Source organism: Bifidobacterium callitrichos (assembly GCF_008698085.1).
In the GTDB taxonomy this organism is placed as follows: Bacteria; Actinomycetota; Actinomycetes; order Actinomycetales; family Bifidobacteriaceae; genus Bifidobacterium; species Bifidobacterium callitrichos.
Window position 1 is genome coordinate 247,584 of the sequence record NZ_RZJP01000002.1, and the last position, 12,768, is coordinate 260,351.

The window sequence follows — 12,768 nt, forward strand, 5'->3', positions numbered from 1 at the left end:
TCAGTTTTGATCATGTCGTGATTATTTGTGCTATAGTCATGCACGTAACAACCCGACGGAGCAAGGAAGTTCGAGACGCACCGAAGCCGTCGGGCCGAACGGAGCGCGGAAGAACACCACGCGCCGCGAGCATTAGGGAATATGAAAGGAACATCATGACGGCTGCAACCGCTGATGCCGCGACCGGCAAGGTCGTGGAAAACCCGCCGTTCAAGAAGACCGAGCCTATGGCCTACGCCATGGGCGACATCGGCAACGGCTTCTACTTCCAGCTGGTCACCAACTACGCGATGATCTACATGACCGACGCCCTGGGCATCAACCCGCTCATCGCCGGCTGGATCATCTTCGCAGGCAAGCTCATCTCCGCCTTCACCGATTTCGGCACCGGCGTGTGGGCCGATAACGCCCCGCTTCGCAAGGACGGCCGCTACCACTGGTTCGTGCGCACCCTGCGCTACCCGCTGATGGCAGTCATCATCCTGACCTTCCTGCCGTTCGTCTCCAGCTGGGCCCTGCCGGCGCGTATCACGTACATCACCGTGATCTACATCCTCGGCGTCGCCTTCTACTCCTCCACCTCCGCCCCGTACGGCTCCTTCGCCTCCGTCTCGACCCCGGTCGTCAAGCACCGTGACGAGATGGCCGCAGGCCGTGGCTTCGGTTCGACCGCCGGCGGCATCATCGTGACCTTCATCCTGCCGCTCGTGATGTACACCACCGTCGACGGCAAGAAGATCCTCAATGGCCCGGTCCTGATCTGGGTCGCCATCGTCTTCGCCGCCCTGCTGTGGATCTGCTACGAGATCACCCTGCGCGGCACCGTCGAGCGCATCCGCGTCGAGAAGGGCACCAACGAGCACGTCCCGCTGTTCAAGTCCATCAAGTACATGTTCTCCAACCGCGCCATGGTGGCCCTGATGCTTGCCGCCCTGCTGCTCATCTTCGCCCAGATGTTCGCCGGCGCCGTGAACTCCTACCTGTACAAGGACTACTTCAACAACACCGCCGCCCTGGCCATCCTCGCCGTGCAGAACGTGCCGGTCCTGATCGTCGCCCCGTTCGTCCCGGCCATCTGCGACAAGTACGGCAAGAAGCTCGTCTGCGGCATCCTGCTGGTCTTCACCACCGTGGTCTATGTCGTGATGTTCTTCCTGCACATCACCAACCCGTACGTGTTCGTCGCCTTCTCCATCGTCGCGATCTTCGGCAACGGCGTCTTCGGCCTGATGGTCTGGAGCTTCATCACCGACATCATCGACGACATCCAGGTCAAGACCCACACCCGTGAGGACGGCACCGTGTACACCGGCTACATGTTCGCCCGCAAGATCGGCCAGGCCCTCTCCGGCCTGCTGCCGGGCATCGTGCTCGCCGCCACCGGCTACGTGACCGCCACCTCCGGCCAGGCGATCACCCAGTCCGCCGACACCCTGAACAACATCTACGCGGTCGCCACGCTGGCCCCGGCCATCGGCAACGGTCTGATCGCCATCATCCTGCTCTTCTTCTACCCGCTGTCCGGCGAGATCTCCAAGAAGAACGCCGCCGAGCTCGCCGCCCGCCGCGCCGCAGGTGAGATGTGATCTGATCCCCGGTCGCTGACCGATCCGCGGATTCCGTCCCGATAGCAGAGCTCCCGGCCACAGACTGCAAGCTGTGGCCGGGAGCTTTTATATATGATATGATCGTTAATGATCAGTATTGCTCATTGTTACTTCAAGGAAGTCGTCATGCTTGATTTCACCGCACTGATGCCCGCCGCTTTCACCAACGATCCGAAGCACCTCATCACCATCGTCGTCGTGGCTCTCGTCGTCACCATCGCCAGCTTCGTCGTCAACCAGTTCACCAAGCGCCGCTGACGAGGTCAGCGTAGACCCCACTGCCCCAGAAACCACTTCCATGCCGGAATCTGATGGATGACACGGCCATCCCGTTTCCAATCGATCTCCTTGCCATCAGCGACGATGATGGTGCCTGTCTCGATATCCCGCTCCGACATCAGCTCCCATAACGCACGGGTCTCACGTTCGGCCGTGGCCGGATCATCCATGTTCATGGTGACCTGATACAGGTCGTATCCATCATGCTCAAGCATGTCGCCCACCACGAAATCCACTTCGTATCCATGGGTTTCGGTACGGCACGACGATATGCCGTCCCTGCGGAACCCGAGACTGCGCCGCCTGAGTTCGAGGTACACGGCGTTCTCCAGCCGCTGCCCGTCATCACGCATGCCGGCCGCGCTCGCCGCCACGACCAAGCCGGGATCTATCGCGTATATCTTCGGCATCGAGGTGGTCCTCTCGCTCAGCGACAGGGAGAACTCCCTCACACGGAAAAACAGGTAGGCGTCCTCGAAGTATTCCAGAAGATCACCCAGCATCGCCCGACTGGTCATCAGCCCCGCCGATCTCAGCTCGTTCTCGATCTTGCGGACGGACAACTGTCTGCCGACAACCCCCATCACACGGCGGGCCATCATGGACGCCACGCGCGGCCGACCGATGTCATGGCGCTCGACCACGTCTCGTGACACCACCCGCTGCACATATGACTGCAACAGGGCAATCCGCTGCGGCGCGGGAAGATCCAACGTCGCAGGAAACCCGCCATGTTCCAGATACGTCCGGAATTCGTTCGACAACACCACACGCTCCGCGGTGGAATACCCTTCCCGCGGGTCACGGGACAACACGTCCCCATCCACACCGCCCCCAGCGAGGAGAACCTCGCGGAACGAATACGGCAGCAGTTCGAAATCCAAGGCACGCCCACGAAACTCCGTCGAGATCTCCTTGGACAGCATCTTCGAGGACGAACCGGTGACGTATATCGTGGCCCTGACGGTGTCGACCACACGCCGCAGCCACTTGCCCCAGTCGGACATCTCCTGCAGCTCGTCGAAGAACAGATACATGCCGTCCTTCATCGCCTCCGGGTGCATTGAATAGAACGTCTCCAGTACTTCGTCACCGGTTTCCGGAGTGACGTTCCCCAGACGGTCGTCCTCGAAGTTGATGTAGCATATGCGATTCCAGCCGATGCCCATATCGCGCAGCGTCTCGATCTCTTGGAACAGGCGGTAGCTCTTGCCACTCCGACGCATGCCCACGATCACCTTGACCAGGTTGCCCACCTTAGGCGGCAACGGCCTGCCCAGATCCAGATCGCGCGGTGTGATGGGTTGATAATCCTCGATGCGGAAGTTCCTCAGCTTCTCCTCGATGACGGGGTTCCCGGCCATTGCACATGCCCCCTTTGCCAGACTGATGCATTATTGGCAACTTCATCATACCAATAACATGAAAACTGGTAAAGGGAAATTACCAATTTAACGTTCGACCCGCTCGGGTTCCTCATGGAGACGCATCCCACGACAGTGCAGAGAGCGGCACCGATATGGGGCGCGTGCCGGAGAGGATCCGGCACGCGCCCCATATGTGCAATTCGAACTTGCCGACAGCCGCCGATTGGAGGCTATCGAAGGTCACCTGAGGCTGCGGCCGGCGCACCAGACTCGTTCGACGGCCCAGGAGGCGGGGTCGAGCAGGTTGAAGTCGGCGGCGAAGCCGGGGGCGACGAAGCCCAGAGGCGCTCCGGTGACCGGGTTCGGCCGCTCGAAGCCGAACGCGCGGGCCGGGGTCAGCGTGGCCGCCTCGACCGCGTCAGCCGGGTCGAAACCGAGTTCCAGAACGGCCCGTTGTACTGCGACCTCGAGCGTCAGCGTGGAGCCGGCGATCGCGCCGTTGGAGACCAGTCGCGCATGTCCGTCGACGACGTTCACATCCAGCTCGCCGAGCTTGTACGCACCGTCCGGGCACCCGGTGGCGGCCATCGAGTCGGTGACGAACGCGATGCGATGCGGCGCGAACCCGAAGCTCAGACGCACCATCGGATCCTGCACGTGGAAGCCGTCGTTGATCAGCTCGATCGTGACGCGCGGATCCTCCACGGCCGCCGGGATCGGCCCCGGCTCGCGGTGATGCAGGCCGTTCATCGCGTTGAACATGTGCGTCATGATGCCGGCACCCGCGTCGAATCCGGCCTTCGCGGTCTCGTAATCGGCGTCGCAATGGCCGACGGCCGGCACGACGCCCGCGGCGCGGAACCGGCGGATCGCGTCGAGCCCGTGCTCGTATTCCGGCGCGATCGTGATCTGACGGATGCAGCCGAGACGGCCGACGCCCGCGTGACGGCCGGCACGGGTGGCAGCGGCACCGGACACCCCCGACGCCTCGAGCATCTCGTCGACCAGATCCGGCGTCGGATCCTTCAGACAGTTCGGATCGTGCGCGCCCTTGCGCTTCAGCGCGAGGAACGGCCCCTCCAAATGGCACCCGAGGATGTCCGGGCGACCGGACGCCATCTTCTCGCGCACGTTACGGATGTTGCGGCAGATCACGTCCATCGGATTGGTGATCAGCGAGAGCACCTGACGCGTCGTGCCGTGCACCGCATGGCCCGCACGCGCCACGTCGATCCCCTCCGGACCGTCGTCGAAGCTCTTCTCCCATGCGCCGTGCGCGTGGATGTCCACGTATCCGGGCGTGAGGATCCGCCCGTCCGCGTCGATGACCGATTCACGCGATGCCGGATCGATGTCGACCGTACGGCAGGCGTGCTCGAACTCCTCCTCACCGGATCCGTTCGCTCCGGCCTGCCCGGCGGCGACGATCACGCCGCGCGCGTCGGAGACGACCCAGTAGTTGTCACGCACGCCGCCGGCGTCGACCTTGCGCGCACCCCGGATCGCGACCGGACGTGCCTCGCCTTCCAACGCGGCGGTCACCTGCGCGACGATCTCCTGCCTGCTCCCAGACTTGGCTGTCATGGACTTGGCTGTCATGGCGATCAGATCCCCTGCCAGGCGGGCTTGTGTGCGAAGGCGTAGCGGTAGTAGTCCTTATGACGCAGACGCGAGGCGGCCTCCTCGTCCACGATGATCGTCGCATGCGGGTGCAGCTGCAGCGCGGACGCCGGGCAGAACGCGGAGACGCCGCCCTCGACGGTCTCCTCGATCGCCTCGGCCTTGCCGGAGCCGAACGCGAGCAGCACGAGGTGACGGGCCTTGAGCACCGTGCCGATGCCCTGCGTGACGCAGTGGGTCGGCACCTTATTGATGTCGTCGTCGAAGAAGCGCGCGTTGTCGATGCGCGTCTGCTCGGCGAGCGTCTTGACGCGCGTGCCGGAGGCGAGCGATGAGCCCGGCTCGTTGAAGCCGATGTGCCCGTCGGTGCCGATGCCGAGGATCTGCACGTCGATGCCGCCCGCGGCCTCGATCGCCGCGTCGTAGGCCGGGCCGGCCGCGGCGATCCTCTCGCCGTCCTCGAGCGGGGCGCCGTCCAGCACGTCGCCGGGCACGTGCACCTTGGCCGGGTCGAGGCCCAAGGGCTCGACGACCGTGCGATGGATGGTCGAGTGGTAGGACTGCGGGTGATCGAGCGGCAGGCCGAGGTACTCGTCGAGCGCGAAGCCGCGCACCTGCGATACGTCGATCGACTCGTCATGCACGATTGTGGCGAGCGCCTGATAGGCGGCCAGCGGGCTCGATCCGGTGGCGAGTCCCAGCACCGCGTCGGGCTTGGCCTTGATGAGGTCCGCGACCGCGCGGCCGTAGATCTGGCCGGCCTCCTCCTCGTTCCTCACGATGATCACTTCAGCCATGATGTCTATCTCCTTAGCACTTTGATGTCCGGTGGTTTTCGTCATATGGTTCGTCATTGAATAGGGCGACAACACCCATTCTAGGTGTCATCGCCCTATTTATGCAAACTATCTTAACTTTATGAGCGCCGGGTTTCGCGCCGAATCCCCCTCGCAACCTCATCGACGGGCGAACACGGCTACAGCACGGCGTTGGCGACGGCCATGGCGGCCACACCGGCAAGGCCCATCGCGGTCAGGCAGAAGCCGGACAGGCGCGCGTTGCCAAGGACCTTGTCAGTGAAGATCGCGGAGAAGATGCCGGCCGGGGCGAAGCAGATGAACACGACGGCCTTGCGGGTCATCGCGTCAAACGGCAACAGATGCCACGCGGCGAACGCGAACAGCAGCCCGAAACCGAACCGGCAGACGAGGATCATCAGCGCGTCGGCCACGTCGCGGCGGGAGCCGGGCAGATCCATCATCATGCCGATCATCAGCATCGAGCACAGGGTGTTGCCGCTGGAGATCGGGGCGAGGAAGTCGGCCACCGGCATCGGCGGCTTCACGCCGGCGATCATGAGGACCGTCATCACCATGTAGACGTCGAACGGCACGGATGTGACGAAGTTGCGCACGATGGTGCGCGCGAAGGCGCGACGCTCGAGCCGACGCGCGTCGGGGTCGTCTGAGCGCGGGGTCGCACGCGGCACGACGGTCGCGCGCGGATCGGAACCGACCTGCTTGGCGAGCGGGCGGGACGAGTCGATGTTGAGCAGGGCGGCGGTGGTCACGTAGTTGCCGGCGGACATCATGATGGAGTTGCCGACGTCGAACATGATGGCAGGCAGCGCGGCGGCCGGGCCGATGAAGGTGGTGAGGATCGGCAGCGTGAAGTTGCCGACGTTGAACCCGGCTCCGTTGAGCATCAGGAACGCGCGGCGCGCGACCGGCATGCGACGGGAGACGACGAACATCGTCACGAGCGGGATCGTGGCGCAGATCAGGCCGAACACGGAGATCCACAGCAGCCCCAGATCGTGGCGCCCGGTGGCGAACGAGGAGACGATGGCGGCAGGCAGGGTGATGTTGAGCACCACCTTCTGCAGCACCTTGTAGTTGTCGGGCCCGAACAGCCCGATGCGCTTCAACGCGTATCCGATGAGAATGATGGCCAGAATCTTGGCGACGGCGAGCATGACGGCCCCTTCGGCTCGGAAATCGGACGACGATACGGCTCGATATGACTGGAGAGAACGGCGACTGGAGAACATGACAAGGGGCGATCCCCGCCGGATCAGCAGCGGGAGTCGCCCCTTGTCATGCAAACATGTGAGAAGTGGAGAAGTAGGTCAGATACGTCCGATCACTCGTCGTGGCCCCAGACACGGACCTTGCCCGGAGCGACGTCGCCGAGCAGGTGGGTCGGCGCCGGGTTGAGCTCGAACTCGCCGTCGGCCGGGACCTCGGACTTGTTGAGCTCGCCGTTGCCCTTGTGGACGGTGACCGTGCCCCAAGCCGGGACGGTGACCTTCTGCCACTTGTTGCCCTCGCCGGAGATGGTGAAGGCGGCCTCGAGCGGCTCGCCGGTCGGGTTGTAGATGTGGGCCGCGACGTCGCCGTTCGGGGCGAGGAAGGCCACGGAGCCCAGACCGCCGGACCAGCCGTCGGGGGTGTAGTTGGAGGAGCGGACGACCACGGAGCCGGGCTCGACATCCTGGCCGAAGGCGCGCAGCATGAAGTACTCGAGGTTGCGGATGACCTCACCGGTCTCGTGCTGGATGGTCACGACACCACGGCGGCCGGTCGCGCCGACCTGGTTCGGAAGGCCGCGCTCGTCGAGCGCGAGGTTCCACAGGGCGATGAAGGACTCGCCGGTGCGCACCAACCAGTTGCCGATGATGCCGGACATGATGTGGGCGGCGTCCTCCGGGGTCTCCTCGATCATGCAACGACGCTCGGTCATGCCGAACAGCCAGTGGCTGTAGGAGCGGTTGGCGTTGAAGACGTTGGAGTACGGGCCCTCGTAGGTGTGGAAGGTCAGACCGTCGACGGAGGCGGCCTCCTCCGGGGTGACGATGTCACGCACCGGCCACTGCAGGTTGTGCATGGAGTCGTCGTTGATGAAGATGCGCATCTCCGGGTAGAACTCGTTGAACGCCGGGCGCAGGAAGTTGTGGGCGAACTCGGCCTGCTGCTTGAGGGTCCACATCATGGCCGGCCACTTCGGGGCGTTGGACGGCTCGTTCTGGACGCTGACGCCCCAGATCGGGATGCCGAGCTTCTCCATCTCCTGGACGTACTTGACGAAGTAGCGGGCGTAGGTGCCCTCGAAGGAATCGTGCATCGGGTCGAAGCCGTTGCCGGTCCACTCGTTGAAGCGCAGGTGGCCGCCCTGGCACAGGTGGCCGGTGTTCTTCATCCACGCCGGGGCGGACCACGGGGAGGCGATGATCTTGATGGACGGGTTGATCTTCAGGATCTCGAGCAGCACCGGGATGATGTACTTGAAGTCCTTGGTGGCGTCCGGGGCGCCCGGCTCGCCGGTGCCGAGGGAGAACTTGGAGAGCACGTTGTCGTGCTCGCCGAAGGGCAGGTCATCGTAGGTGTAGTACGGCTGCGCGGCCGGCTCGCAGGAACCCAGCGGGATGCGCAGGACGGAGAATCCGCCCTTGTCCGGGTTGAAGCAGTCGTCCAGGAAGGCGTGACGCTGCTCGGCGTTCATCGAACCCCAGATCAGGGAGGCGGCCGCGTCGGTCAGGGCGGCGCCGGCGCCGAGCCACGGCTGCTTGCGGTCGGCCAGATCGACGACGATCTTGGCGGCGTCGCCCGGGTCGGTGACGACCTCGGGGGCGGCGAGGGTTTCGCGACGCTGCTTGAGATCGCCGGAGGTGACGGTCCAGAATTCGTTGCTGTACTTGCTCATGTTGGTCCTTAGCTGTGTGTGCCTGTACACCATTCGGTTCCCGATCACGTCTCCGTGACCGGTTCCCGTTGACAAGTCACACTATAGCACTTTCAATCCGTTTTGATCAAATGCAATCATGCTTGTTCAGCGTGTCGCGGAGGAAATTGCCTGTTTCGCCGTTTTCTCATGGGTTTCGCGTACGATGAGAACATTAATGATCACGAATGTGCATTGAGGCATATGCGGTACATATGGCATCATCGTCACCATCGCACATTCCGTCCACACCATAGGAAGCGAAGAAGTCAGAGAGCAGATCATGGCAGACATCATCAGCACCAGCGACATCACCGCCGTCAACGGCGCCGACGCATCAACCACGGGTACCGGCACGGCCACGAGTACAGGAACGGGCGCAGCGAAGCGCGACTACCTGCCCGCCGAACGCCAGAACATGATCCTCAATCTGCTCACTCGCCAGAGCGTGGCCACCGTCGCCGAACTCGCCAAGATGCTCGACACCACCGAGATCACCGTGCGTCGCGACCTGACCGTGCTCAGCAAGGCCGGACTGCTCAAACGCATCCGCGGCGGCGCGATGTCCGTCAGCAGCTCCGCCAGCGCCAATGGCAAGCCCTCCATCACCGACATCGCCACAAGCGCGCTCTCCGAACGCACTCCCTCCGGCGGCATCGCCATCAAGCCGGTTGATCACAGCCTCGAACTCGGCAACGACCAGCCGGCCATCGGCGTGATGCTGCCCGAGCCGAGCTTCTTCTGGCCCGGCGTCATCGAACAGATGCGCACAATCGCCTCACGTCTGGGACTGCGCATCATCACGCGCGAAACCGCGTACGACGTCGACGCGCATGAGGACGAGATCCTCGCCGACATGATCCAGGACCCCACCATCTGCGGCCTGATCGTGGCCCCCAGCGTCCACTCATACGGCAAGCGCACATGGGACTGGCTCGCCACCTGCGAGATGCCGACCGTCGTGATCGAACGCGATCTGCCGCTGCTGTGCGAGCATTTCGTCGATTCCGTACGCACCAACCACCCCTACGGCGTGCGCAAGGCCGCAGTCCACTTCCTCAGGCATGGACACCGATCCATCGGGGCCGCCTTCACCGACACCCCGACCTCCGCGATGATCCAGGAAGGCTGGCGTGACGTCATCGAGTCCACCGACGAGATCCAGTGCCCGTTCGCCTTCGAAGGCATCCAGCCATACGACACCAAGGGCGTCAACGGCATCGTCGACAAGATCCTGCTGTCAGGGGTCACGGCGATGCTCGTCCACTCCGATTATCTGGCGATCGCCATCGCGCAGACATTGGAGCGCCGAGGCAAGCGCGTGCCCGACGACCTGTCGATGATCTCGGTCGACGGCTTCGCGACGCCGAGCTCCCGACCGCTGACCGTCCTGCGCTCCTCGGACAAGGATCTCGCCGAGGCCGCGATCCGCACGCTGCTCGAGCGCATCCAGGACCCGGATCGTGCTACCAGGCACGTCCTCGTCGACCCGAACCTCATCGACCGAGGCTCCGTCATCGACGTGAGGTAGGCCACCCCAGAAGGCACAAGGGGGATCAACGGGGAACCGGGAAACCACGGGAAACCGGGAAACCCAGAAGGACACCCACGGATTACCCACAACGGGGTACCCAGAGGAACATCACGGGCACTCACACGAGTACCCCACACGTCCATAAGCATCCACAGTAGACGTCAGCGTACGTTCCCCCGTACACTCCCCACCAACCCCCGGGGAACGTACGGCCAACCATCACCACCGTACGTTCCTCCGGGTATTTCCCATGAGCTTCCGGAGGAACGTACGCCTATCAAGGCCTAACGTACGGTCATCCGGAAAGTCAACGAAAAGGTCCGGAGGAACGTACACTTATCAGGTCCCAACGTACGGTTGTCCGGAAAGTCATGGGAAATACCCGGAGGAACGTACGCTCAGGTTGGCAACCGGCGTACGGGCCACACGGGGCACGACCCACACAGGGGTGCAACCACACGGGACGAACGGCCACGACGTACGGTCACACGGGTGATAGGCCTACAGCTCGACCTCTTCCTTGGTGGGATCGTCCTTGATGTGCGCGAACTTGGCGGCCAGAGCCTCCTTGTTGCGCTTCTCGTCCTCCTCCTTGGCCTTCTTCTTGGCGGCGGCCGGGTCCCACAGGACGTCCTCGCGGTGCTTGGCCCATTCGCCGGCGGCCAACGGGGAAACAAGACCGGCAACGGCGTCGACGGAGGTCCGGACGCCAACTGGGGCCTCATCCCCATCGCCGACGATGACCTTGGCACGGGTCTCCAGCAGCTCACGGATCTGATCGTCGTTCAAGGCGATGCGCGGCACGGCGAGCTGCTCGTTGAGCTCGTTGATCACCAACATCAGGGGCAGGAATGCCTTGACGACATCAACATTCGCATCGGGACCAACACCAGTACCAACACCGCCCTCAGTGACAGACTCCTCCTCGCCCACGGTCACATCGCCAACAACCGCGCCGATCAGCGCGTCAAACACCGTGAGCCCGGCCGCGAAGCGATGGGCCACCGCGTCGACCAGAGCCACGGACGGCTGGAAGTCGTCGTCCGTCGGTGCAGCATCGGAGGCCCCGACCGTACCGACGACACCATCGGACTCCCCCGAGCCAGAGGACTCCCCCGCCTCGGAGTCCGAACCGGCCGCATACACCCCGGAATCAAACTCCCCCGCATCCATCGCGGTCTCGAGGGACTCCAGTACCTCGTGCACGCGCACGGACACCTCGTCCGGCCACTCGACCCCGAGCGCCTCGACCGCATCGTCGATCAAAGAGGCGTCACCGGTCTCGGAGAAGTCGGCCATCGCGTCGTAGGCGTCGTTGGCGTCGAGCAGAGCGTCGACGATCGACTGCGGACGGCCCGGAATCGCGTCGGCGCCCTCGTAGACGAACTCGGCGTCCGGCACGGTCACATTCTCGCCGGTGAGGATCCGAGCGAACGCGCGCGTGACGCGCACCTGCAGGTTCTCCGCGTACTTCGCGTCGTTGTCCATATGCATGGCGGCGGTCAGCGGCCACAGAGTCACCAGCCTTGCACCAGCGGTCGCGGCCTCGCGCACGGCGGGCAGCGCGGCGATGCGCTCCACGTCATCGACGTTCAATTCGTAGGTCATAAGCAGGGCTCCTTCGCGTGACTGTTCACCGGGGCCACCTTCAGCCCCGTGACGCCCGCCGCCGTTCCCGGTGCATCCGACAACCGACATCCGACACGGCATCGGACCACCGTATCGGCCGGTCTGCCGACGCACCGGGACAACCGGCGAAGGCAGGGCGCATATCCATATCCGATTCTAGTGTGCCTTCACTCGATGCCGGCGGCCGGGTCGACATACGTGATGGACATCACACGCCCGGTCTCGCTGTCGAACGTGATCGACGTGATCGAGGCGAGCGCGGTGTGGCGCAGGAACATCCAGTGCTCGGCGTGACCGGTCTCCAGCAGGTGGCGGAACGACCAGATCGGCGATTCGTGGCTGACGACGATGATCTGCTCGCCGGCGTGCTCCCTCACCTTCTCGCGGGCGAAATCACCCACGCGCTTGGCGATGTGCGCATACGACTCGCCCCAGCTCGGACGCCACAGGTTGCGCACGAGCTTCCAGTTACCGTTCCGCCACAGCGCACCCTCGCCATGGCCGATACGCTTGCCCCGGAACTCGTTGCCGGCTTCGATCACCCGTTCGTCGGTCACGAGCTCCAGCGGCGCCTCCCCGCGCGACCGCCTGACCGGATTCAACGCGTCGAGGATCGCGCCGGCGGTCTCGCGCGTGCGATCGAGCGGCGACGAGTAGACGGCCGCGACCGTGTTCATCTGAGGGCTTTCGGCGATGTACCGGGCCGTCGCCTCGGCCATACGCCGGCCCACATCGGACAGGTGGAAGTCGGGAAGACGCTCGTAGAGCAAATGATCGGGGTTGTACACCTTGCCGTGTCGGACGAAATGGATGGTGGTGGCGCTCACCGGTCGATCTCCTTGATCTCGCATGGAATCTGACTCAAAATCTGACTCAGGACAATGGTCCCAATCTACCGCTCCCCCCTGCGGAATCACGGCGGAATGACTGCGGAATCACCATGGAAGCCCGCAGGAACCCGCGCCGAGTCGTCCGCGTGTCGTGATCGACTCACGCGTAGAGTGGCCGCGAC

10 protein-coding genes are annotated in these 12,768 nt (G+C 63.9%); 3 read left to right on the plus strand and 7 right to left on the minus strand.

The genetic code is table 11. The features are described 5' to 3' along the window. Positions 1 to 155 precede the first annotated feature (155 nt). Both EMB92_RS05685 and EMB92_RS11820 read left to right on the plus strand, forming a co-directional pair. The gene (locus EMB92_RS05685; protein ID WP_190973570.1) at positions 156 to 1,586 is read left to right on the plus strand and encodes an MFS transporter; all 1,431 of its coding nucleotides are present in this window, start codon (positions 156 to 158) and stop codon (positions 1,584 to 1,586) included. A gap of 147 nt (positions 1,587 to 1,733) precedes the next feature. Beyond that, on the plus strand, positions 1,734 to 1,865 hold the full coding sequence (locus EMB92_RS11820; protein WP_263390622.1) for a hypothetical protein: 132 nt from the start codon (positions 1,734 to 1,736) through the stop codon (positions 1,863 to 1,865). A gap of 5 nt (positions 1,866 to 1,870) precedes the next feature. Here EMB92_RS11820 and EMB92_RS05690 read toward each other — a convergent pair whose 3' ends face one another. The 5 genes from EMB92_RS05690 to EMB92_RS05710 form a co-directional block, all read right to left on the minus strand. Next, on the minus strand, positions 1,871 to 3,250 hold the full coding sequence (locus tag EMB92_RS05690) for an ATP-binding protein (protein WP_150394084.1): 1,380 nt from the start codon (positions 3,248 to 3,250) through the stop codon (positions 1,871 to 1,873). Positions 3,251 to 3,493: 243 nt separating this feature from the next. Next, positions 3,494 to 4,852 (minus strand): N-acetylglucosamine-6-phosphate deacetylase, encoded by a 1,359-nt coding sequence (gene nagA, locus EMB92_RS05695; protein ID WP_395951824.1) that lies wholly within the window; start codon positions 4,850 to 4,852, stop codon positions 3,494 to 3,496. Between the two features lie 5 nt (positions 4,853 to 4,857). After that, on the minus strand, positions 4,858 to 5,670 hold the full coding sequence (nagB, locus tag EMB92_RS05700) for a glucosamine-6-phosphate deaminase (protein ID WP_150394085.1): 813 nt from the start codon (positions 5,668 to 5,670) through the stop codon (positions 4,858 to 4,860). Between the two features lie 179 nt (positions 5,671 to 5,849). Continuing rightward, positions 5,850 to 6,848 (minus strand): AEC family transporter, encoded by a 999-nt coding sequence (locus EMB92_RS05705; RefSeq protein ID WP_150394086.1) that lies wholly within the window; start codon positions 6,846 to 6,848, stop codon positions 5,850 to 5,852. A gap of 167 nt (positions 6,849 to 7,015) precedes the next feature. Continuing rightward, positions 7,016 to 8,575 (minus strand): glycoside hydrolase family 30 protein, encoded by a 1,560-nt coding sequence (locus EMB92_RS05710; RefSeq protein ID WP_107041924.1) that lies wholly within the window; start codon positions 8,573 to 8,575, stop codon positions 7,016 to 7,018. Positions 8,576 to 8,876: 301 nt separating this feature from the next. On the opposite strand from EMB92_RS05710, the gene EMB92_RS05715 reads away from it, so the two are divergent. Further along, positions 8,877 to 10,124 carry a substrate-binding domain-containing protein gene (locus tag EMB92_RS05715; RefSeq protein WP_150394087.1) on the plus strand — a complete coding sequence of 416 codons (1,248 nt, stop codon included), beginning with the start codon at positions 8,877 to 8,879 and terminating at the stop codon, positions 10,122 to 10,124. 504 nt (positions 10,125 to 10,628) lie between these two features. Here the strand turns inward: EMB92_RS05715 and EMB92_RS05720 are convergent. Both EMB92_RS05720 and EMB92_RS05725 read right to left on the minus strand, forming a co-directional pair. Beyond that, positions 10,629 to 11,735, minus strand: coding sequence for a hypothetical protein (locus tag EMB92_RS05720; RefSeq protein WP_150394088.1), 1,107 nt, complete (start codon positions 11,733 to 11,735; stop codon positions 10,629 to 10,631). Positions 11,736 to 11,923: 188 nt separating this feature from the next. Next, on the minus strand, positions 11,924 to 12,583 hold the full coding sequence (locus EMB92_RS05725; RefSeq protein WP_150394089.1) for a histidine phosphatase family protein: 660 nt from the start codon (positions 12,581 to 12,583) through the stop codon (positions 11,924 to 11,926). Between the last annotated feature and the right edge of the window lie 185 nt (positions 12,584 to 12,768).